18 protein-coding genes and 1 tRNA gene are annotated in these 21,708 nt (G+C 41.6%); 11 read left to right on the top strand and 8 right to left on the bottom strand.

What is annotated here, in order from left to right; genetic code table 11:
• Nucleotides 1-3: 3 nt before the first annotated feature.
• The 5 genes from BUC10_RS10515 to BUC10_RS10495 are packed head-to-tail and all read left to right on the top strand — an operon-like array spanning nt 4 to nt 5,456.
• The gene (locus BUC10_RS10515; protein ID WP_222843722.1) at nt 4-1,212 is read left to right on the top strand and encodes a glycosyltransferase family 2 protein; all 1,209 of its coding nucleotides are present in this window, start codon (nt 4-6) and stop codon (nt 1,210-1,212) included.
• Between the two features lie 7 nt (nt 1,213-1,219).
• Nucleotides 1,220-2,377, top strand: coding sequence for a glycosyltransferase family 4 protein (locus BUC10_RS10510; RefSeq protein ID WP_073179295.1), 1,158 nt, complete (start codon nt 1,220-1,222; stop codon nt 2,375-2,377).
• A 1-nt stretch (nt 2,378) separates the two neighbouring features.
• The gene (locus BUC10_RS10505) at nt 2,379-3,572 is read left to right on the top strand and encodes a glycosyltransferase (protein WP_073179293.1); all 1,194 of its coding nucleotides are present in this window, start codon (nt 2,379-2,381) and stop codon (nt 3,570-3,572) included.
• Between the two features lie 11 nt (nt 3,573-3,583).
• Nucleotides 3,584-4,222, top strand: a complete 639-nt coding sequence (locus BUC10_RS10500; protein ID WP_073179291.1) for an acyltransferase — start codon at nt 3,584-3,586, stop codon at nt 4,220-4,222.
• Between the two features lie 25 nt (nt 4,223-4,247).
• Complete coding sequence (locus tag BUC10_RS10495) at nt 4,248-5,456, top strand: glycosyltransferase family 2 protein (protein ID WP_073179289.1); 1,209 nt, start codon at nt 4,248-4,250, stop codon at nt 5,454-5,456.
• Here the strand turns inward: BUC10_RS10495 and BUC10_RS10490 are convergent.
• Nucleotides 5,453-6,586: a hybrid sensor histidine kinase/response regulator gene (locus BUC10_RS10490; RefSeq protein WP_073179287.1), complete on the bottom strand. Its 1,134-nt coding sequence runs from the start codon at nt 6,584-6,586 to the stop codon at nt 5,453-5,455. The two genes, BUC10_RS10495 and BUC10_RS10490, sit on opposite strands and share 4 nt — an antisense overlap.
• Nucleotides 6,587-6,803: 217 nt before the next feature.
• Between BUC10_RS10490 and rfbB the strand changes: the two genes are divergently transcribed.
• Genes rfbB through rfbD form a run of 4 tightly spaced genes read left to right on the top strand, consistent with a single transcriptional unit; the run spans nt 6,804 to nt 10,171 of the window.
• Nucleotides 6,804-7,841 carry a dTDP-glucose 4,6-dehydratase gene (gene rfbB, locus BUC10_RS10485; protein ID WP_073179285.1) on the top strand — a complete coding sequence of 346 codons (1,038 nt, stop codon included), beginning with the start codon at nt 6,804-6,806 and terminating at the stop codon, nt 7,839-7,841.
• A 32-nt stretch (nt 7,842-7,873) separates the two neighbouring features.
• Nucleotides 7,874-8,734 (top strand): glucose-1-phosphate thymidylyltransferase RfbA, encoded by an 861-nt coding sequence (gene rfbA / locus BUC10_RS10480; protein ID WP_073179283.1) that lies wholly within the window; start codon nt 7,874-7,876, stop codon nt 8,732-8,734.
• A 3-nt stretch (nt 8,735-8,737) separates the two neighbouring features.
• Nucleotides 8,738-9,286 (top strand): dTDP-4-dehydrorhamnose 3,5-epimerase, encoded by a 549-nt coding sequence (gene rfbC / locus BUC10_RS10475; RefSeq protein WP_073179280.1) that lies wholly within the window; start codon nt 8,738-8,740, stop codon nt 9,284-9,286.
• 12 nt (nt 9,287-9,298) lie between these two features.
• The gene (gene rfbD / locus BUC10_RS10470) at nt 9,299-10,171 is read left to right on the top strand and encodes a dTDP-4-dehydrorhamnose reductase (RefSeq protein ID WP_073179278.1); all 873 of its coding nucleotides are present in this window, start codon (nt 9,299-9,301) and stop codon (nt 10,169-10,171) included.
• A gap of 24 nt (nt 10,172-10,195) precedes the next feature.
• Here rfbD and BUC10_RS10465 read toward each other — a convergent pair whose 3' ends face one another.
• The gene (locus BUC10_RS10465) at nt 10,196-11,296 is read right to left on the bottom strand and encodes a DUF4407 domain-containing protein (protein WP_073179276.1); all 1,101 of its coding nucleotides are present in this window, start codon (nt 11,294-11,296) and stop codon (nt 10,196-10,198) included.
• Between the two features lie 177 nt (nt 11,297-11,473).
• On the bottom strand, nt 11,474-12,862 hold the full coding sequence (locus BUC10_RS10460) for a dipeptidase (protein ID WP_073179275.1): 1,389 nt from the start codon (nt 12,860-12,862) through the stop codon (nt 11,474-11,476).
• Between the two features lie 96 nt (nt 12,863-12,958).
• On the opposite strand from BUC10_RS10460, the gene BUC10_RS10455 reads away from it, so the two are divergent.
• Nucleotides 12,959-13,040, top strand: a tRNA-Leu gene (locus BUC10_RS10455).
• A 121-nt stretch (nt 13,041-13,161) separates the two neighbouring features.
• Here the strand turns inward: BUC10_RS10455 and BUC10_RS10450 are convergent.
• From BUC10_RS10450 to BUC10_RS10430, 5 genes are all read right to left on the bottom strand, one after another.
• Nucleotides 13,162-13,812 (bottom strand): hypothetical protein, encoded by a 651-nt coding sequence (locus BUC10_RS10450; protein ID WP_131819065.1) that lies wholly within the window; start codon nt 13,810-13,812, stop codon nt 13,162-13,164.
• Nucleotides 13,813-14,167: 355 nt separating this feature from the next.
• Complete coding sequence (locus BUC10_RS10445) at nt 14,168-14,554, bottom strand: hypothetical protein (protein ID WP_073179271.1); 387 nt, start codon at nt 14,552-14,554, stop codon at nt 14,168-14,170.
• Nucleotides 14,555-14,716: 162 nt separating this feature from the next.
• Entirely contained in the window at nt 14,717-15,529 is an 813-nt protein-coding gene (locus BUC10_RS10440) for a hypothetical protein (RefSeq protein WP_131819064.1), read from the bottom strand.
• A 550-nt stretch (nt 15,530-16,079) separates the two neighbouring features.
• Nucleotides 16,080-17,483 (bottom strand): SH3 domain-containing C40 family peptidase, encoded by a 1,404-nt coding sequence (locus BUC10_RS10435; protein ID WP_073179265.1) that lies wholly within the window; start codon nt 17,481-17,483, stop codon nt 16,080-16,082.
• An 86-nt stretch (nt 17,484-17,569) separates the two neighbouring features.
• On the bottom strand, nt 17,570-20,677 hold the full coding sequence (locus BUC10_RS10430; protein WP_073179263.1) for a WD40/YVTN/BNR-like repeat-containing protein: 3,108 nt from the start codon (nt 20,675-20,677) through the stop codon (nt 17,570-17,572).
• A 198-nt stretch (nt 20,678-20,875) separates the two neighbouring features.
• Between BUC10_RS10430 and BUC10_RS10425 the strand changes: the two genes are divergently transcribed.
• Nucleotides 20,876-21,700: a dienelactone hydrolase family protein gene (locus BUC10_RS10425; RefSeq protein WP_073179260.1), complete on the top strand. Its 825-nt coding sequence runs from the start codon at nt 20,876-20,878 to the stop codon at nt 21,698-21,700.
• Nucleotides 21,701-21,708: the final 8 nt, after the last annotated feature.

Here is a 21,708-nt window from a genome sequence, read left to right as displayed (position 1 = left end):
GTTATGGATGTAGTCAAAGTTGTACTGAACAGTCTCGAAATTCTTGTATTGGGTTACTTTGGATTTGCATCCATTTATGTATTTGTGTTTTCCGTAGCGGGACTTTTTAGGGCGCGGCAACGAGAGTCGATCATGGCACGCCAGCGAAAATTTGCCGTACTAATTCCTGGATACAAAGAGGACAATGTCATTGTGGATGTGGCCAAGCAGGCACTGAAACAGACATATCAGTCCCAAATGTTTGAAGTTGTGGTCATTGCGGACTCGTTTAAAACTGAAACTTTAGAAGTTTTAAAGAAATTGCCCATTAGGGTAGTTGAGGTTTCTTTTGAAAAAAGTACAAAATCCAAGGCTTTGAACAAAGCAATGGAGGTAATCGGAGATGATTACCATATAGCGCTTATTCTTGATGCGGACAACATCATGGAGGAGAGCTTTTTGGAAAAGGTCAATGAATCCTTCAATCAAGGGTATAAGGTGGTCCAAGGCCATAGAGTGGCCAAGAATACCAATACTTCATTTGCAATATTAGATGCCATAAGTGAGGAGATCAACAATCACATCTTTAGAAAAGGACATCGCGTTTTGGGTTTGTCCTCCGCTTTGATTGGTTCTGGGATGGCGTTCGATTACCATTTTTTCAAAAAGACCATGGCCAAAGTAAACGCGGTGGGCGGTTTTGATAAAGAATTGGAGCTGAAGCTACTGAAAAACAGGGTTAAAATTGAATACTTGGACAATGCTTTGGTTTTGGATGAAAAAGTGCAAAAATCGGAAGTGTTCGCCAACCAGCGTAAGCGCTGGCTATCCGCTCAGTTCGTCTACTTTGGTCGCTACTTCATGCCAGGTCTAAAGGAACTTTTTACCAGGGGCAATATTGATTTTTTTGATAAGGTATATCAAATGGTATCCCCGCCACGGGTATTATTACTTGGATTGGTGACCATTATTGCATTATGCTATCTGGGCTTCGAACTATTCCTGCCGGAAAATCAACTGTGGGTTCCTAGTCTCTTTTGGTATGCTTGTTTCGGATTTGTTGCATTGGCTTTTGCCTTTGCGATCCCCCGAAAATATTACAGTGCAAGGACCTTGGGTGCAATTTTGACCTTACCCAAGGCATTTATGCTCATGTTTCTTTCCCTTTTTAGATTAAAAGGCGCAAACAAAAAATTTATCCATACACAACACGGTACGGTTAACACCCCATAATAACAACATGAAAATTGGAATAGAAGGACAACGTCTTTTCAGGAAAAAAAAGCACGGTATGGACATGGTGGCTTTGGAGCTCATCAAAAGCCTCCAAAAAATTGACTATAAAAATGAATATGTGGTCTTTGTAAGACCCGATTTTGATGACACCTGTATTCCAAAGGCGGATAATTTCAAGATTGTGGAATTGGAGTCCAGATGGGGCTATCCAGGTTGGGAACAGTTTGTTTTACCCAGAGCGGCCAGAAAGGAAGGATGCGATGTACTACACTGTACCAGTAATACCGGTCCTTTGTTTTCTCGCGTACCCTTAATTACCACTTTGCATGATATTATCTATTTGGAAAGTATCAGTTTATTCAAAAAGGAAGGTACATGGTATCAAAAATTAGGGAATATGTACCGAAGGTATTTTGTTCCTCCAGTAATCCGAAAAAGTAAAAAGGTGATAACCGTATCCAATTATGAAAAGGAACGGATAAACAGTCATTTTGGGTTTAGTGATGGTAGACTAACGGCAATTTATAATGGTGTGGGCTCTCATTTTAAAAAGGTGGCCAATCCTGTGAGATTGGCGAAAATAAAGACGCAGTATGACTTACCGGACAATTTCTTTTTCTTTTTGGGGAACACAGACCCCAAGAAGAATACCAAAGGGGTTTTGAAAGCCTTTGCCGATTTCAACAGAATATATCCGAAGCAATTTCATTTGGTTATGTTGGATTATGATGAGTTGGAGTTATTGCGACTATTGGATAGTATCGATTGTACGGAAATTCGAGAACTGATCCATTTAACGGGTTACGTGCCCAATACAGACCTACCGGCAATCATTAATCAGGCAACTATTTTCCTATATCCCTCCCTGCGGGAGAGTTTTGGCATCCCAATTTTGGAGGGAATGGCTTGCGGTGTGCCTGTAATCACCTCGAATACCTCTTCCATGCCAGAGGTGGCCGGAGAGGATACAGCCCTAATGGTTGACCCTGCTAAACCAATCGAAATCACTGAAGCCATGCGAAGATTGGTAGAGGATAAAATATTCGCAAAACTGTTATCGGAAAAAGGAATTGAAAGAGCCAAGGATTTCTCATGGGATGCTATGGCGAAAAATGTGCTCGAACTGTATGAGGATGTCTATGACGAACTAAAAAAGAACTAGCATGATTACAGGTCAAGATATAATTGTAGTGGGTATCCAGGCATGGGATATTGAAATTGGGAGTAATTGTAAAAACATTGCTACGGAATTTTCCCGCCATAACCGGGTGCTTTATGTGAATCCGCCTTTGGACAGGGCTACATTGCGCCGGGATAAAAATTCAGAAAAGGTCCAGAAAAGACTCCGCATTCGGAATGGGGAGGACACTGGATTGGTACCCATACAAGAGAACCTTTGGAATCTATACCCAAAATCCATGACCGAATCCATTAATTGGATTCCTTCCCACGGTCTTTTTAAAATTTTGAACAAAAGAAATGCCCGAATTTTCAGCAATGATATTCTTGAGGCCATGAAGCAGCTCAATTTCAAAGATGTATTGCTGTTCAATGATAGTTCCATGTTCTTGGGTCTTCACCTCAAGGAATTCTTGAATCCAAAAAGTTACACGTATTACATGCGCGACTATTTGATTAAAGTGCCCTATTGGAGAAGGCATGGGGAACGGATAGAGCCCCAGGTAATCAAAAAAGCGGACACAGTGGTAAACAACTCCACACTATATGCCGAGTATGGTTCCAAGTATAATCACAACAGTTATATGGTGGGCCAAGGTTGCGATGTTTCCCTATTTAATGATGAAAATGACACCATTGAAATTCCAGAAGAATTCAATGGGATTCCAGGTCCGATCATTGGATATGTAGGCTATTTGACCAGTATGCGGTTGGATATAGATTTATTGGAGCATTTGGCCAAAACAAAAAAGGAGTGGAGCATTGTTTTGGTAGGTCCGGAAGATGATGATTTCCAAAAGTCAGCGTTGCACCAAATGGAAAACGTATTCTTTCTGGGAAGCAAGGATGGATCACAATTGCCCGCTTATGTCAAAGGTTTTGATGTGGCCATGAACCCTCAGGTGGTCAATGATTGGACCATTGGAAACTACCCAAGAAAAATAGACGAATATCTCGCCATGGGTAAGCCAACCCTGGCCACGAGAACCAAGGCCATGGAAATGTTCAAAGACTATGTGTATTTGGGAAGCTCAAAGGACGAATACATCCAATTGACTGAAAAGGCGCTGGCCGAGAATTCCTTGGAAAGACAGCAAAATCGTATTGCGTTTGCGAAGAGCCATACTTGGGAAAACAATGTAAGGGCCATCTATGAAGCCATTAAAAAATCTGCTTAAAAAGAAAGATCATGGGACTAAAAGATAACATCAAAAACAACGAAAAAATAAAAAGGTTTGTCCATTGGTTATTGGTTCCAAAAAATCAAGCTAGGCCAAGACTTTGGGTGCGTTGGTTTGTCAATCCCTTCTATCGCAAAAAAGGAAAAGGGGCAACGATCTGCCGTAGGACCCGGATGGATGTACTGCCTTGGAATGGTTTCGAACTGGGGTCCAACTCTACCATAGAGGACTTTTCAACCATCAACAATGGTGTGGGGCCAGTTAAGATTGGGGATAGAACCCGCATTGGTCTTGGCAATACCATTATAGGTCCTGTCATTATAGAAAACGATGTGAGATTGGCGCAGAACATTGTGCTGTCCGGACTCAACCATAATTATGAAGATGTCACTCAGCCCATACATGCCCAGGGAGTGTCCACTGCAACCATTGTTGTGGAAGAGGAAACCTGGATTGGTGCCAATACCGTGGTCGTGGCCGGGGTAACCATTGGCAAGCATTGCATTATTGCTGGAGGCAGTGTGGTGACCAAGGATATTCCCCCTTACTCCGTAGCAGTTGGTAATCCGGCGAGAGTGGTTAAAACTTACAACCATGGCACAGGCGAATGGGAGAAAGTCGCTAAAAAAGGTCTAGTGACAGTTTAGTTTAAAAGATATAAAGATTTTGAATATGGAAGCTTTGGAAATAATTTTTTGGGTCTCACTTTTTATCATTTTCTACTCCTATCTGGGATATGGAATCTTGTTGTTCCTAATCATTAAGTTGAGAAGAACTCTTGGATTGGCAAAGCAATTTAAAGGGAATGAAAATTATGAACCAGAGGTCACCTTGTTTGTCTCCGCTTTTAACGAAAAAGATTTCTTAGACCGGAAGGTCAAGAATTCGAAAAGTTTGAATTATCCCCAGAAAAAAGTGACCCAAATTTGGGTGACCGACGGATCGGATGACGGCACACCTGAACTATTGCGCAAGTATGAGGGTGTTGAAGTTTATCACCGAAACGAACGGGCCGGCAAGATAGCGGCCATGAACCGCGGAATGGAATTTGTTGATACTCCTATCGTTATTTTTTCAGATGCAAATACGGATTTGGGCAAAGATTCCATCAAAGAAATTGTACGCTTGTTCCGCAACCCTAAAGTAGGCTGTGTTTCGGGAGAAAAAAGAATTTATGCCAAGGATGCCGACAACGCTGCTGGAGCAGGAGAGGGAATGTACTGGAAATATGAGTCCCAACTTAAAAAGTGGGATGCAGAATTGTATTCTGTGGTTGGAGCTGCGGGAGAACTCTTTGCCATTCGGACCGAACTATGGCAAGAGGTGGAAAAAGATACCCTCTTGGATGATTTTATGATTTCTCTTCGTGTGGCCATGTCTGGTTATACCATTCAATATAACCCAGAGGCGTATGCCATAGAAACAGCATCTGCCAATGTGAAGGAAGAACTGAAGCGAAAAGTTAGAATATCGGCGGGAGGTATACAATCGGTAGTAAGACTGCGGGCACTTCTTAATGTCTTCAGATATGGAACTCTGTCTTTTCAGTATATCTCGCATCGTGTGCTACGCTGGACCCTGACACCTTTATTATTGCTGCTTATTATCCCAATGAATTTTGTTTTGGCAAAGAACGAGGGACTATTTGACCTTGGGTTGTTTAGTGTACTTTTTTGGGGACAAGTGCTTTTTTATGCAGCAGCTTTGTTGGGTTGGTTTTTGGAAAACAGGCAGATACGCTTGAAGGTTTTGTTTATACCCTATTACTTTTTTATCATGAACCTTTCTGTATTTCTTGGATTTGGAAGATATCTTAAGGGGAATCAGTCGGTAAAATGGGAACGCGCAAAAAGAGGTGTACAAACAGAAGCCGCCGTCTAATCCTTGTCGGAATAAAGGGGAAGGTCAAAATAAAAGGTACTTCCTTTACCTACCTCACTTCGGATTTTTAGCGCCCCACCGTTTCGTTCCATAAAATTTTGACAAAGGATAAGTCCCAAGCCGGTACCGGGTTCCTTTTCGGTTCCCAACTTGCTGAAATGCTCATTGGGATTCAATATTTTTTTGATGTCTTCTTTTGGAATACCATTGCCGTTATCCTCAATTTCGATGACAAGCCTATCTTTTTTTAGTTTGCCATTGATTTTGATCATGCCCTCCACCGGGGTAAATTTAATGGCGTTGGAAACGATGTTCCGCAGCACCGTTTTGATCATATTGTTATCGGCAAAGGCCAATGCCCCTTCTGGAACATTGTTCTGCATCTCTATTCTCTTATGGTCACTTCCCAACTTGAGCAACCTAAAAGTTTGCTCCACCAAATCGGTTAGATTAAGCTTCTCCGGAATCATTTGAATCTGATCACTTTCAGATTTGGCCCAACCCAGAAGGTTTTGGAGCAGGTTAAGCGCCTCGTCCATGGTCTTTAAAAGATCAAAAACCGTTTCGTCCAGGAATTTATCGTCCTTTGGGTCAATAATGCCCCTCATAATGAAGTCCATTTTAAGCTTGGCAGCACTTAAGGGGGACCGCAGGTCGTGCCCAATAATGGAAAACATTCTGTCTTTGAGGTCATTGGACTGCTTTAAGTTTTGAGCTTGCTCCTCAATCTGATTTTTGGCGCGAACCAACGCAACATGGGTATGAATTCGGGCAACGAGTTCCTGTTCATTAAAAGGTTTGGTAACGTAATCCACCCCACCAACTTCAAACCCTTTCACCTTATCCTTTACATTTACCTTTCCGGTAAGAAAAATAATGGGAATATCCCGATATTGCTTGAATTCCTTGATCTTCTGGCACAGCTCAAAACCTTCGATCCGTGGCATAATTACATCCAAAAGGATTAAATCAGGTTTGCGATCTTCCAATAACTCAAAGAAGTAATCATCGTCACTTGTTCCTTGATATTCGTAATTATTTCGTTCCAGGATAAATCGTAACAACTCTAAATTAAGTTGTTCGTCATCAACCGCAAGGATATAAGGTTTTTCCGTAACTTGGTGTACCATTTAAGACTAAAAGACCTTTTGCGAAAGTAGGAAAAAGATTTTAGGTTTGTTCAGGAATATCTTTCGATAAAAGGTGAAAAGGTTGAATAAATTGTTTTGTGCTACCTTAAAGTCTATATTAACCGATTCTACCAACAAAAACCAGCCGTTCACAACATAAATTGACCACCTAATTAAAGTAGGATTATATTTACATACTAAGAAATAATAGCAAAATATGACACATATATTGGTAACCGGAGGAGCGGGATTTATCGGTTCCAACTTTATCCCCTTTTTTTTGGAAGCAAATGCAGATGTTCATTTAGTGAACATTGATGCGCTTACCTATGCTGGCGACTTAAGCAACCTCAAAGAAGTGGAAAATCATGAGCGGTACACCTTTGTAGAAGGTGACATTTGCGACCGAAAACTTATAGAACAACTATTTGAAAAATATGATATTCAAGGCGTTATACACTTTGCAGCTGAATCACATGTGGATAACTCCATAGCCAATCCAGATGCTTTTATGCAAACCAATATTATGGGAACATTTACGCTTTTGGATGTAGCTAAGCGGCATTGGATGGTTGGCCCGGGAGTGTACAAGGAAGCCTATAAAAATTCCAGATTTCATCACGTTTCTACGGATGAGGTCTATGGTACATTGGGCAAGGAGGGTTTGTTTATGGAAACTACTCCTTACGCACCTAACAGTCCCTACAGTGCCTCCAAAGCTTCGTCGGATTTTATTGTGCGAAGTTACCACCATACCTATGGTATGAACGTTGTGACTACAAACTGTTCCAACAATTATGGGCCAAAACAACATGATGAAAAACTGATTCCTACCATTATAAGAAAAGCCTTATCAGGGGACTCTATCCCCATATATGGAGACGGTTCCAATATTAGGGATTGGCTATATGTGTTGGATCACTGTAAAGGGATAGCCTTGGTATTTGACAAGGGTGTTTCTGGTGAGACTTACAACATTGGTGGTAGAAATGAACGAAACAATTTATATATCGCCCAAAAGGTGTGTGAGATTCTGGATCAAAAGCTCCCGAAAAAAGAAAAGACTTCATACAAGGACCTGATTACCTATGTCAAAGACAGGGCGGGACATGATTTTAGATATGCCATCGATGCCGCTAAAATTGAAAACCACCTAGGTTGGAGGGCCGATGAGAACTTTGAAAGTGGAATAGAAAAAACCATCGATTGGTATTTGAACAAGTTTATTGAAAACGAAACAAAAAGTCTGGCCTGAGTAGGAGGCAAGTACTTTAAACCCTAAAAGCAATGAAAGGAATTATTTTAGCAGGAGGTTCTGGGACACGTTTACATCCCATTACGTTGGCAGTAAGCAAACAATTGATGCCTGTATACGATAAACCTATGATTTATTACCCCTTATCTACCTTAATTGAGTCTGGGATATGGGAAATCTTGATTATATCCACTCCGCATGATTTACCGATGTTCCAACGTTTGTTGGGTGACGGGAGAAAGTATGGTTGCCGGTTTGAGTATGCGGTGCAAGATGAGCCCAACGGCTTGGCTGAAGCCTTTATCATTGGTGAAAAATTCATAGGTGATGATAAGGTGGCCCTGATTTTGGGTGACAATATTTTTTATGGGACGGGATTGGAAGATCTTTTACAATCTAACAATGATCCAGATGGTGGGATAATATATGCCTACCACGTAAATGACCCTGAGCGGTATGGGGTGGTGGAGTTTGATGAAGAAGGCAATGCCATTTCCATCGAAGAAAAACCGACACATCCAAAATCGAGTTATGCAGTACCCGGAATTTACTTTTATGATAACGAGGTAGTTGAAATTGCCAAAAACATTCAACCCAGTAAAAGAGGCGAATTGGAAATTACCGATGTTAATCGCGAGTATTTGAATCGAGGTAAACTCAAAGTGAGTATTATGGATCGAGGAACGGCTTGGTTAGATACCGGAACCTTTCAATCATTGATGCAAGCTTCACAGTTTGTGCAAGTGATTGAAGAAAGACAGGGACTTAAAATTGGGGCAATAGAATCTTCGGCCTATAAAATGGGATTCATCACCAAAAGTCAGTTTAAAAAATTAACGGAGCCGTTTTTGAAAAGTGGTTACAGCACCAGATTGTTGGAAGTTTTAACCTAACTCATGCAAGTACAACAAACTGAAATAGAAGGATGCTTTATATTGGAGCCCACAGTCTTTGAAGATAAGAGGGGCTACTTTATGGAAAGCTATAATCAAGAAAAATTTGAACACCTAACAGGAGCTAAACCCCATTTTGTTCAGGACAATGAGTCCCTTTCTGTGAAGGGTGTGCTTCGCGGACTTCATTTTCAAAAAGGCGTGCATGCCCAGGCCAAATTGGTCAGGGTTTTGGAAGGGGAGGTATTGGATGTGGCTGTTGATATAAGGCCCAACTCCAAGACATTTGGTAAAGTGGTATCCATTCTACTTTCTTCACAGAATAAAAATCAAATGTTCATTCCAAGAGGCTGTGCCCATGGTTTTGTAACTTTGAGCGATACCGCCAAGTTCTTTTATAAATGCGATAATTTCTACCATGCAGCTTCGGAAGGGGGAATAATTTATAACGACCCAACCTTCAATATCGACTGGATTTTGAATACTGAGGACTTGATTATTTCGGAAAAAGATAAAATTTTGCCCGCATTTAACGAGGCAATAATCCATTAATACCGTTTTAGAATGAAAATATTGGTGACCGGCGCTTCCGGACAATTGGGTAGTACATTTAAAGCTTTAGAGTCCAAGGGACTTGCCAATGAATTGGATTTTGACTTTAAATCTGCCTCGGAATTGGATATTACTGATTTTGATGCTGTACGAAATGTGTTGGTAGCTTCCAACTATGCCTATTGTATCAATTGTGCGGCCTATACTAATGTAGATAAGGCTGAATCAGAAAATGATTTGGCATATCAGGTGAATGTAACCGGTGCTCGAAACTTGGCTATGAATTGCAATGAGAGCAATACCATCTTGATTCATATTTCTACGGATTTTGTTTTTGATGGCTTCTTAAATACACCTTATTTGGAGGAGGACATAGCCCGCCCAATTGGTTTTTATGGAGATACCAAATATAAAGGTGAACGGGCCATTGTGGGTAACTTGGAGGAGCATTTTATTATACGGACATCATGGTTGTATTCTGAGTTTGGACATAATTTCATGAAGACTATGGTGCGATTGGGAACGGAACGAGACGAACTTGCCGTGATATACGATCAGGTTGGGACCCCAACTTATGCTTTGGATTTGGCACAGGTAGTACTACATATCATCAATGCACATAGCATAGACTACGGAGTCTACCATTATAGTAATGAAGGAGTGTCCAGTTGGTACGATTTTGCCAAGACCATTTTTGATTTATATAATTTGGATGTTGACCTAAAACCGATTCGTTCCGAGGAATTTCCAACCCCTGCCGAACGCCCCAAATTTAGTGTGTTGGATAAATCCAAAATCAAAAACACTTTTAACTTGCAAATTCCTCATTGGAAGGACAGCTTGGCTGTTGCGTTAAACGCATATTCCAAAATAAAGATAGATTAACTCCTGAACCCGACCTCGGGGAGTTTAAAGTCCTTTCATCTGCACATTGTGGAAAGAATCGGCCTGTAACCGAAGCAGTTCCTCTGCTTTCTCTTTTTTGTACCGGTACAGTTCTTGCTCATTTTTAATGTCGGCATAGACCTGTTCGTTCACAGCTCCGTCTGTAGACATTAGCAATTTACGCTGTGCCACCTTTTGGGTCACCCAAGTGGCCACCACACTTTCCTGTTCTTCAAACTTATAGTCGTATTCGCCTTTGGGGGCCAAAAGCTTGGCAATGATTGGAGCTGTTTCAATGGCTAGGAACAAAAGAAAAATAAAAAAGGAAGGAAACCACGGAAGTTTGCCTAAGGCATTGATGCGCGCCATAAGGCCATCAAACCCATCAATAATGGGCTGTGAATCAGTGACCGCTGTCTGGTAATCCGTTCCCAATGCTATAATTTGGGCCTCAAGAGCCTGAATTTTTTGACCGTTGGTTTCCTTGAGCTGCCTCAATTCAGCCAAATAGGCATCATGTTTTTCCCGCTTTTCTTTGTATACCGGTCCCTTTCCCAAAAGCCCAGTGCCAGCGGTGCCTTCTGCCTCAGAAATATAAACATCGTACAAGGCATTGGTTTCTGATTCTTTAGCTGCTATTTCATTTTTAAGATGGGAAATCTCCTGATTTATAGCATCAACTTTAGGAGTGTATTGCAGGGCAATCTGCTCTTGGTTGGCTAGGGTCATGGCATTTTTTTCCTCCAACAGCACCTGATTGATTTCCTTCTCAAAGATTTTCATTTCAAGCGGTTTGGAAATCACCACTGCAATGATGATGGCCAAGACAATCCGTGGCGCTGCTTGTAGTAATTCACTTTTAAAGTGGTCCCTTTTCTTTATGGTGGAGACAATATAGCGGTCCAGGTTGAAAATCAATAACCCCCAAATAAACCCAAAGAAGACGGCAGTATAAATATTGTCAAAAACGGTGTAGAGCGCATAACCACTGGCAATAAAAGCCATGACTGCGGTAAAGAATACGGTTGCCCCAATCCCAACATATTTGTTCCGTTCCCCATTGGAACAGGTTTCTAAAATTTGGGTGTCGGCACCCGAACAGAAAATAAAAAATCGTTGTAACATGATAGTGTTCGTTTGGTTCTGATAATAAAAATTTAGCCAAGGATGTTGTTGAGAACCAAGAAGAGAGGTTGGTTGATGCTTCTTGGTCCTAATAGGTTGGAATTTCCTTGACAATGGTATTAGAACGCAGTTTTTATCAAATTGTTACAAGAAAAGCCCTGAAATCAGGGCTTTATTTTATTTGGCAAGCTCGGTGTAGTACTTATAAAAGTATGGAATGGTCTCTATGCCCTTTAAAAAGTTCCATACTCCAAAGTGTTCGTTGGGGGAATGAATAGCGTCGCTATCCAACCCAAATCCTAAAAGGATGGTCTTGCTTTTCAGTACTTCCTCAAACAAGGCCACGATGGGAATACTACCTCCAGTTCGTTGTGGCACCGGTTTTTTGCCGAAGGTCTTTTCCATGGCCAAGGAAGCGGCTTTATAGCCAACACTGTCAATGGGTGTAACATAACCTTGCCCGCCATGATGCGGTGTTACCTTCACCTTTACTCCTTTAGGTGCAATGGAGAGGAAATGTTTGGTAAAAAGTTCCGTGATTTCATTCCAATCTTGATGGGGCACCAACCGCATGGAAATTTTGGCAAATGCCTTGCTGGCAATAACCGTTTTGGCGCCTTCGCCAGTGTACCCGCCCCATATACCGTTGACATCCAAGGTGGGGCGAATGGAGTAGCGCTCTGAGGTAGAATACCCGGTTTCACCGTATACGTCATCAATGTCCAAAGCCTCCTTGTACTCCGTTAAATCGAAAGGTGCCTTGGCCATTTCCGACCGCTCGGCTTCGGAAAGAATTTCCACCTTATCATAGAAACCCGGAATGGTGATATGGTTGTTTTCGTCATGTAAGGAAGCAATCATTTTGGAAAGCACATTAATGGGATTGGGAACGGCTCCCCCATAGATTCCTGAGTGCAAATCCCGGTTGGGACCAGTCACTTCAACCTCTACATAGCTTAATCCCCTAAGTCCTGTAGTAATGGAAGGTACATCATTGCCAATAATCCCTGTATCCGAAATGAGAATGATATCATTTTCCAACAGCTCTTGATTTTCCATAAGGAAGTCGGCCAAACTATCGCTACCGACTTCTTCCTCGCCCTCAATCATGAATTTTACATTACAGGGAAGCGTATTGTTTTGGATCATGAATTCTACTGCCTTCACATGCATAAAGAACTGGCCTTTGTCATCACAGGCACCACGCGCAAAGATGGCCCCATGTGGGTGCAACTCGGTTTCCTTGATGATAGGCTCAAAAGGCGGGGAATCCCATAGATTCATAGGGTCTGGTGGTTGCACATCATAATGACCATATACCAGTACCGTAGGTAGGTTGGGGTCAATTATTTTTTCACCGTAGACCACGGGATATCCTTTGGTTTCGCAGATTTGGGTCTTGTCGCAACCAGCATCTGCAAGCGATTTTTCCACCATTTTGGCAGTTTCCAGCACATCTTGTGAAAAAGCTGTATCGGCGCTTATAGAAGGAATTTTAAGTAGTTCGACCAATTCATCTATGAAGCGGTCTTTATGGGTTTCAATGTAGTTGTTTATTTGTTCCATTTAGCATTTTATAAGGGTACTAAAAGTACAAAAAACAAGTTTTTAAAAAGAGTGTATTTGGTAATCAGAAAATTGGATTATATTTGCACTCCTTTTGCGGGTGTGGTGGAATTGGTAGACACGCTAGACTTAGGATCTAGTGCCGCGAGGCGTGGGGGTTCGACTCCCTTCACCCGCACAAAAGAGCAAACCTTAATCGTTAAATATCAACGATTAAGGTTTTTTGTTTTTTTAATTCTGTCAACCTATTGTCAACTATTTCTTCTGCTCTGATCATTTAGACATGGTGCTAACAAAACCTATTCATCCAAGGCTGGTGGCGGAGGCGGAGGCGGGATATCGAAATTTGAGAATCTTTCAAATTGTAAGTGATATCTATATTTTTGGTGTCCCAATTCCTTGTTTATACCTTCAAACTGAGTTACGATTTCCTTAAGCACTTCTTTTGTCTTGGCAATAGGGTATTTATCTTCCACATACAGAAAAAGCAATGACGGCTTCAATCTTCTGTTTCCACGCAGTCCTTGGTATCCGGAATAATCATTAAATTCCATTATTTCATTCTGCAACTCACTTATATGCCTTTTTTTTGTGAAATGGCGCAAGGAATCGTTTTTTACCATCACCATGTTCCGATTGAAGTAGCAGTCAATTACCCAACTTGTTGGGCATTCGGCGAACCCCGTAGTATGATACGATATACCTTCATGTTCAAACTTGAGCCCAATCCCTTTTTCCTCGCAGGATAAGGTTTCCATAGCGTCCAACAAATCCCCATAATTATTATAGGTATCTAAATTGAGCACCTCGAAACCTTCTTCCATATTGCTTTGGAGATAGTTGGGGGTGAAGAACTGTTTCTCTTGATGGATAATCTCCTCCAAAGTGGTGACTTGGGCATCATGGCAGCCCAACATCATCAAACAGAATATAAGACAGACATACCTCATGAATTAAAGAGCAACATGTATTGTGCCAAATACACTATTTCAAGGACAATTTGGTGCACATTTCATCTATGGAAATTGTTTTAGGACTATCAAAAAAATCGTCTTCCATAACTTCTTTAAAGGGCAATTTTCGCTACCCTTTCGTTAATCATTTACCATATCTGTCTGAATCATTTGTTTTAGCACAATTAGTTATTCAATGGCCATATTAAAATAATCCTTTTCTGAGCTTGAAAAAATCATGATTAATCAAACATGAATTCAAAAATCAAAACGATGTGCGCGCATATTGATGTGAAGAAAGACTTCGATTATGCTACCCGAAGAACTTATATAATCAGGATTTTTGGGCCATTTATCGTTCACAAAGATTGGATAAAAACAAATAATGACCATGCTTCAATGATTTGAAAAGATTGCCCTCCTTGGTAGCGACCACTTGAACTTTGTTTTTGCCTGTTATAGACACGGTAACGCCCTCAACATCATATAATAAATCGACTTCCATTATCATCCTGGAAAATCCAAAATGCCAACGGATTTTCTTGATTCGTACTTTGGCTACAGTTAAGTCACCAGTAGGCAAAATGTTTCCATTCAAGTAAACCAAATCCATCGAAGTGTGCCTATCTAAATCCTCAATGGATTTTTTGAAAGTCTCTTTAAAATCTGGATAATCTGACTGGCCCCAATGTTTCCCGGAGTATTCAAATCCTACATCGTTGCTCCTTTCATCATACACAAAATAAATCGTTCGATTACAATGGATTTTGGATGCAAGCCTATTAGCTTTTTTATGTGATGAACAACCAATCCCTGCAAACAGTAGAATGATTAGTAATGGAAAATTAAACAAACGACGAGCGATAACTTGGGGCTTTTAGAATTGAAAAACAACAATCAGTTAATTCCATTCAAGGTCAATGGTAATGTCAATACTGCCTCCCCCTTCAACAATATTAACCTGACTAGGTCGTTCCTCGACATAGTCACCAAATATTACAAATACATGACCAAGATTTTGGTCAACGTCAAGACCTCCATCAAAGTCATACAATTGGAAAAGTAATACGTTGTCTCTGCTAAAGCGCAGCTCATTTCCTTCATAATTCCATTCAAAACCGTTTTCGTTCTCTATTACAGCAGACTCTGAATGGTCCGCATTGCGGTATTTGGGAGCATCATCTCCAACGGTAATATCGACATATCTTTTCTCAATACGGAAAATTAAATCGGCAAGCCGTTCAGAATCAGAATCAGAAAACTCTGGGTCCTGTGCCAGTCCCATACTTGGGTACTTGTTTACAGTAACCTTTGATATTCTGACAGAATTGGTCGTTGAATCAATCTCTATTTGTCTTTCTATTCTGCTTACTTTACCATCAGATGTCTGTCCTTCAACGATAAAGGTTTTTGTACCTATAGTCTGAAAACTAAGATTTATTTGAAAACCATTGCCAATGCCCCCACTGACACATACTCCACTCTGCGATCCATCTTGAGTGAAATAAGTTGATTTAATGCATCCAGTACCCAAGGTTTCAGTGGAAGATGCATTTATAGTTATTCTTTCATCAATGCCAAAAACAGTCCTGTCCAAATCTATGGACATGTCAAATGCGTTGAAGTCAATTTCAGGACCTGTGTTACTTTCGGATGAATCTGAGGAACAGGAAGCCAAAACAAATGCCAACAGTATAGGTAAAATTTTTCTCACAAGGAAACTTTTCAACGAACTAAAAGAAAATTGTCTATACCACAAAATTTATCGGACAAACAGTCTGTTTAAATTTTCCATAAACAGATGAAACCCTAACTGCGTTATACAATATCAAAGAACTGCCTGATATTGGAAATGAGATATGAGTGGTGCTTGCCTATACAAACCTCAACATTGTATTCCAACTGGACCATTAGGTTTCTGTACACTCTTTTCGTGGACTTCGGAGGGGTTTTTGATGTCCCTATTAGTGCTACTTGACAAGTAACTTGTTTATTTCTAGAGTCTTTTCTGCACTGCTGGTATTGTTCATGGGTTCCCCATGTAGTGAGAGGATTGCCTATGGGTGAAGTGACCATTTCGCTGGAACTAGTTGATGCCGATGGCAATATGATTCCTGGGCCATTTAATGCGGTCGCCAGAATTGAGACACTAAAAGAATAGGCTGTCCCAAAATTAAAAAGCTTGAAAGGCCTTTTCGGAACAGTGGGAAGGGCCTTTTTTATATTTTATGAATGGGAAGTTTTAAGCATTTAGCCCGACTTCCCTATTTCGTAGGGTCTCCCAATATATTGGTCATAGCGTAAATCTCATCAATCAAGGGAATAGTGACATCATTGTTATCAGCTCCAATGTTGACGGAAGTTATGACGGCTTCCCCGATGAGATGTCTTCCCTTAAGTTTTCCGTCCTCATCTTGGTGGATGCCCTCCAAAGGGTAATTTTCAACAAAATTGGCTAGCTGTTCGTTCGAATAGGAGGTTTTAAGCCCCCAGATAGCATGAAGAATCAAAGGTTCCCCATCTGGATTGATACCAACGTACAGCATATTGTGTCCCTTTTTTCTTAAAATGGTCAAGAAGGGAATCCCATTCTCTTTAATAAAAGCTAGTTTTTCTGCTGTGGAATCCGGCAAATCGACTGGATGGCCAATCTCAATTTGATCTTTGGAATCCCTTGGAAGCCAGATACGGTACGTGCCCAATAAATCACGAATCAGGGATGAACAATCTCTATTTTTCAGATTTCCTCCCCATCCATAAGGTCTTCCAATAAAGTTGGAGACCAGTTTATTCACACTCTGTCCATTAAATTCATAGTTATTTAATGCCACAGCGGTTTTGTTCACTTTGGCTTTTAAGATGTTTGCATTTTGATAGGCATCGGTATTGGTATAGGAAACCAAAATTTGGTCCGGGTTATCTGGGATTTCCTCATAGGGCAAAACCATCCCCATTTTAGCGTTTATGGCAAAGTTGGATGCTTTATCACTTAGATTAACCTGATCTGATAGCGGCATACAGTAAGGTCCATTGACCCATTGTGTAACAAAATCCTCGTTAACGATTGCCAAATCGTGCATAGAAACCCAACCTTTGTAATAAGGGCTTGCCACATAGCTCCATTGCTTGTCAATGGAAGTGTGCACAATCAGTACGGGAGTATTGGCCCACAACATTGTTTCTTGAAAATAGTCGAATGGGAACCCCTCTCCAGCTTTTGAGTATGTATCGAATCCAGGTTTGTTGGATGGAATTCGCCTAAGATTGGTATGCGAGATGGTAATCCCCTTTTTGAGAAAGTTGGGAAAACCTACCTCGTTAACATTTGCCACAATTTCTTCCCGCTGCCATCTTTTGTGTTTCTTTTTGTTTTCACCGTACCAGTCGTCATCATTCAAATAATTTTCTAAATAGGACAATTTCCTTCCAGGTAAAGCATCTAACTCAGTAGATAAATTTTCAGGAGTTATGCTCCATGGCGCAAAAAAATTCTTCAGAAATTCCTTTTTAAGGGTATCTGCAATTTGAATGTTCCCAGTGGGATATTCAATAGCATCGTACGCGTATGTTTTGATAGGAGCGCTTGGATTTTCTTTGTCGGTTTTTTTACAACCAAGGATTCCAAGGCAGGAAAAAAACACAAGTCCCAAAAGTATGCGGATACTCATTTTTAATAATTACGTTAATAGATAATACCGTAGCGTTTTGGATTAGATGCAGCTATTACTATAAAGCGGCGCCCGGATATTTCCTTTTATTTTTTGCCAACAGTTACCTGAGGGATGTCTTTCGTCTGTTCATTTATTTTTTGAATATCCTCGACAATGATTCGCTTTAATGTGGCTTGTGCCGTATTGACTTCACCTTTTAATTGCTCCAACCTTGAACGTTGCGGTTGGGTGGGTCCAGCCGTAGCACTATTAACAGCTCTCAATACAGAGCGGACTTCCTCACGTAATCTTGGTCGCTGCCTGTATGTCATGGCTGGTGGCGGTCTTTTTAAAATATCATCTTTTAATGCTGAAATATTTTTCATGGCTTCATCAATGCCATCAAATAGAGCCTTATCCGAATTACTACTGTCGCTTTGTTCCAGTTTTTTCTTCAACGCTTTTAGTTGGGCCATGTAGGTGTCAGTGTTGTTGATCAACGTATGGGTCTTGGATAACAATTCCCGAAGTTCAAGCGCAACCTGTGTTTTAGCTTCATACGAAGCTTCATCTAATTCTATCCTTGGATCCGGACGAACCTCTATAGGAGTTTCCAATACCACTCCATTGACCTTCAGCCGGGCTGTGTAGGTGCCGGGAACAACCAAAGGATGAATTGGTCCAGAGAAGAAGCCTTCACCTGGGTCGTTTTCTAGCTTCATTGCGGCTTCATGCCCCAAATCCCATACAATCCTGTTTACACCGGCTGTCGCCGTTGAGTCCGTCAATGTTCGGATAATCTTTCCCGTTGCATCTGCAATTTCAACCACTGGCATTGTTTTTTCTTCTTTAGCCAAATAGTAATTGATATTGGCACCAAAATCAGGGTTTTTGGCTTTGTAATGGCGATCACCTAGGTTTTCAATTCGCCAAAAAAGATGCCACAGGGTAGATTGTCGAACAGGAAAAAGATGTGTGGATTTTCCTTGGGTATCCGCCATCTCCTGCATAGGTCTGATATCATCCAAAATCCAGGCACCTCTTCCGTGGGTACCCACAATTAAATCGCGATCTCTGCCTTGAATCCGAAGATCTCTGACCGATACATTGGGTAAGTTATTATTGATTTTACTCCAAGACTTACCCTTGTTCCAACTCATGAAAATTCCATGCTCCATGCCTGCATAGACTATGTTGGGATTAATGGGGTCTTGCCGCACCACTTTGACATAGTCATCTTGTGGAAGGCCATCGCTAATTTTGGCCCAGGTTCGTCCATAGTCTGTGGTCATAAAGGCGTAAGGTTTAAAGTCATCCATTCTGTGTTGATCCACGGTCACAAATGCTGTTCCTGCATCGTGTTCGGAAGCATGTATTTTGGCAACCCACGCAAAGGCTGGAAGTCCTTTAATACGGTCTTTGAGATTTGTCCAGGTAGCCCCTCCATCTCGGGTCAGCTGAATGTTTCCATCATCCGTTCCAACCCAAATGACACCTTTTTCCACCGGAGATTCGTCAATGTATAGAATAGAGCAGTGGAACTCAGCAGCTGTATTGTCCTGATAGATTTCACCGCCCGATGTTCTTTGTTTGGATTTATCGTTGGTGGTGAGGTCACCACTGATCTCCTCCCATGAATTTCCCCGATCTGTTGATTTAAAAACTACATTGCCGCCAAAATACACCGTGTTGGGGTCATGGGGCGAGATCAGGATAGGGGAGTCCCAGTTGAATCGGTATTTGTGGTCTTCAATTGCATCACCTGCAGATCCGATAATTTTAGGATAAGGATGAATGTTGCGCACATTACCGTGTCGGGAATCCACGTGAAAAATCACCCCGCCTTGTAAATTGGCGTACACTTCGTGTTCGCTGCCCGGAATGGGCACTGCATAGTAACCATCACCATAGGCCAACCCTTTCCAGTGTCTCTTTAAGATGCCTGCCGTATAAAGTGAATTACTTGGCCCCACCCAAGTTCCATTATCTTGTAGGCCTCCGTAAATGTTATAGGGGTCTTTGTTGTCTATAAAGATTTGATAAAACTGCGATAGCTCCACATTATTGATAATTTCCCAACTATCACCACCATCATAAGATACTTGATACCCACCATCACTACCATTTAGAATGCGATTCGAATTTACTGGGTCTATCCAAAGGGCCTGGTGGTCACCATGCACTGTTTTGGCGATTTGCTCCCAAGTTTTGCCACCATCTTCAGATCGGCTGAGCCTACCGGAGATTGAAAACAGAATATCTGGATTGTTAGGGTCTACCCGTACATCACTATAATAAAAGGGACGAAAGTTAACGTTGGGGTCATCATTGACCATGACCCAATTGTCCCCCCGATCTTCCGACCGAAAGACAGTGCCCCCTCCTTGGAATTCGGTCATCAAATAGATGATATTGGGCTGGCTTTTGGCAATGTGGATGCCTGGGCGGGCCATAGGTGTTTTTGGGAGACCATTCATAATTTTTTCCCAGGTCTTGCCACCGTCCATAGTACGGTAAATGGCTGTGTTTTTTCCTCCATCATCAAAACGCCAAGGTTTTCTTCTAAAGGTCCACATGCCCGCATACATGATTCGCGGATTGCTCATTTCCATGGCAATATCCGCGCAGCCAGTGTCCTCATCGATATACAATATTTTCTCCCAACTTTTTCCTCCATCAGTAGTTTTGAAAACACCTCTCTCTGGATTAGGCCCCCATTCCTTGCCTAGTGCACATACACAGGCCACATCAGGGTTCGTTGGGTCCACTACAATTCGTTTGATTCGCTCGGTTTCCTTTAAACCAAGATGGATCCAGTTTTTACCGGCATCTACCGAGCGATATACACCCCAGCCATACCCAACACTATTCCTAGGGTCACCTTCTCCCGTACCCACCCACAATACATTGGGGTCGGAAGGGGCAAGGGTGAGCGCTCCAATCGAGTAGGCCCTTTGCCCTTCAAAAATGGGATTGAAATCAACCCCTCCATTAGTGGTCTTAAAGATTCCCCCATCCGCTCCGGAAACATAAAAGGTGCTAGGGTCTCCTGGAATGCCATCAATATCGGTTACCCTGCCCCCCATGTTGGCGGGTCCAATTGCTCTCCATTCATAGGATTTGAGCGCATCGGCATAGTTATTATTTTGGGAAAAACCTAAGTCTACACTTAAGGCAAAACAAATAAATGATAACAGCAGAGAGTGTTTCATGATGAAAGGAATTAGCTAATCGTTAAGGACCAACAAATTACCCAAAAAATAGGAGTCAAGGAAGCAAATGGGGTAAGATTCTCAGGAACCATGAATTGTCATTCCACATTGAAAATGGCCCACTTTGGTGCATTAAGATGTTTACAACTTTATATAAGGATAGCAATCCGTACATTTATAGTATAAAATTTGTTGAAAATGAAACTACTTTCCACTTATGTCCTGTTTGCTGCAATAGTCCTCGGCTTTTCGTGCAAACAAAAAAAAGAAACTGAAAAGAAACCGGAACCCGTAGCTGTAAAAGTAAAGGGGATGGAAGTTGAATATGCTTCCGACTCCACTAGTTTAAAAGGCTATATCGCTTATGATGAGAATAAAACGGAGAAGCGACCAGGGGTCTTAATTGTTCATGAATGGTGGGGCCATAATGATTATGTTAGAGAGCGTGCTGATATGCTGGCCGAATTGGGTTATACGGCCATTGCCATAGATATGTATGGAGATGGTAAGCAGGCGAACCATCCAGATGATGCTGGAAAGTTTGCCATGAGTGTGATGACCAATCTGCCTGAGGCCAAAGCGCGTTTCAATGCGGCTATGAACATATTAAAACAGCAGGAATCCGTTGATACGGAGAAAATTGCTGCCATCGGTTATTGTTTTGGCGGGAGTGTGGCGTTGACTATGGCCAACAGTGGAGCGGACCTTGCTGCCGTGGCTGCCTTTCATAGCGGGGTAGGGCTACCTATACCTCCCAATAAGGACCTTAAAGCCAGAGTATTGGTATGCAATGGTGCGGATGATCCCTTTATCAGTCCAGAATCCATCACTGCTTTTACCACTGCAATGGATTCTATTGGAGCCAAGTATGAGTATATCTCGTACCCTGGGGTAAAGCACAGCTTTACTTCCAAGGAAGCGGATGCCAATGGGGAAAAGTTTCAGTTACCGTTGGCCTACGATGCGGAAGCGGATCAAAAATCTTGGGAAAGTTTGCAGCAAATGCTAACAGAGGTATTTTAATAGCAGTT

The sequence above is a fragment of the Flagellimonas flava genome (assembly GCF_900129665.1).
Taxonomy (GTDB): domain Bacteria; phylum Bacteroidota; class Bacteroidia; order Flavobacteriales; family Flavobacteriaceae; genus Flagellimonas; species Flagellimonas flava.
The sequence above is the reverse complement of the archived record's forward strand: the minus strand, read 5'-3'. Positions and strand labels throughout refer to the sequence as shown.

What these genes read in the sequence shown, in the direction of transcription:
- BUC10_RS10515 (WP_222843722.1), top strand. Translation starts at nt 4, where the DNA reads ATGGATGTAGTCAAAGTTGTACTGAACAGTCTCGAAATTCTTGTATTG.
- BUC10_RS10510 (WP_073179295.1), top strand. Translation starts at nt 1,220, where the DNA reads ATGAAAATTGGAATAGAAGGACAACGTCTTTTCAGGAAAAAAAAGCAC.
- BUC10_RS10505 (WP_073179293.1), top strand. Translation starts at nt 2,379, where the DNA reads ATGATTACAGGTCAAGATATAATTGTAGTGGGTATCCAGGCATGGGAT.
- BUC10_RS10500 (WP_073179291.1), top strand. Translation starts at nt 3,584, where the DNA reads ATGGGACTAAAAGATAACATCAAAAACAACGAAAAAATAAAAAGGTTT.
- BUC10_RS10495 (WP_073179289.1), top strand. Translation starts at nt 4,248, where the DNA reads ATGGAAGCTTTGGAAATAATTTTTTGGGTCTCACTTTTTATCATTTTC.
- BUC10_RS10490 (WP_073179287.1), bottom strand. Translation starts at nt 6,586, where the DNA reads ATGGTACACCAAGTTACGGAAAAACCTTATATCCTTGCGGTTGATGAC.
- rfbB (WP_073179285.1), top strand. Translation starts at nt 6,804, where the DNA reads ATGACACATATATTGGTAACCGGAGGAGCGGGATTTATCGGTTCCAAC.
- rfbA (WP_073179283.1), top strand. Translation starts at nt 7,874, where the DNA reads ATGAAAGGAATTATTTTAGCAGGAGGTTCTGGGACACGTTTACATCCC.
- rfbC (WP_073179280.1), top strand. Translation starts at nt 8,738, where the DNA reads ATGCAAGTACAACAAACTGAAATAGAAGGATGCTTTATATTGGAGCCC.
- rfbD (WP_073179278.1), top strand. Translation starts at nt 9,299, where the DNA reads ATGAAAATATTGGTGACCGGCGCTTCCGGACAATTGGGTAGTACATTT.
- BUC10_RS10465 (WP_073179276.1), bottom strand. Translation starts at nt 11,296, where the DNA reads ATGTTACAACGATTTTTTATTTTCTGTTCGGGTGCCGACACCCAAATT.
- BUC10_RS10460 (WP_073179275.1), bottom strand. Translation starts at nt 12,862, where the DNA reads ATGGAACAAATAAACAACTACATTGAAACCCATAAAGACCGCTTCATA.
- BUC10_RS10450 (WP_131819065.1), bottom strand. Translation starts at nt 13,812, where the DNA reads ATGAGGTATGTCTGTCTTATATTCTGTTTGATGATGTTGGGCTGCCAT.
- BUC10_RS10435 (WP_073179265.1), bottom strand. Translation starts at nt 17,483, where the DNA reads ATGAGTATCCGCATACTTTTGGGACTTGTGTTTTTTTCCTGCCTTGGA.
- BUC10_RS10430 (WP_073179263.1), bottom strand. Translation starts at nt 20,677, where the DNA reads ATGAAACACTCTCTGCTGTTATCATTTATTTGTTTTGCCTTAAGTGTA.
- BUC10_RS10425 (WP_073179260.1), top strand. Translation starts at nt 20,876, where the DNA reads ATGAAACTACTTTCCACTTATGTCCTGTTTGCTGCAATAGTCCTCGGC.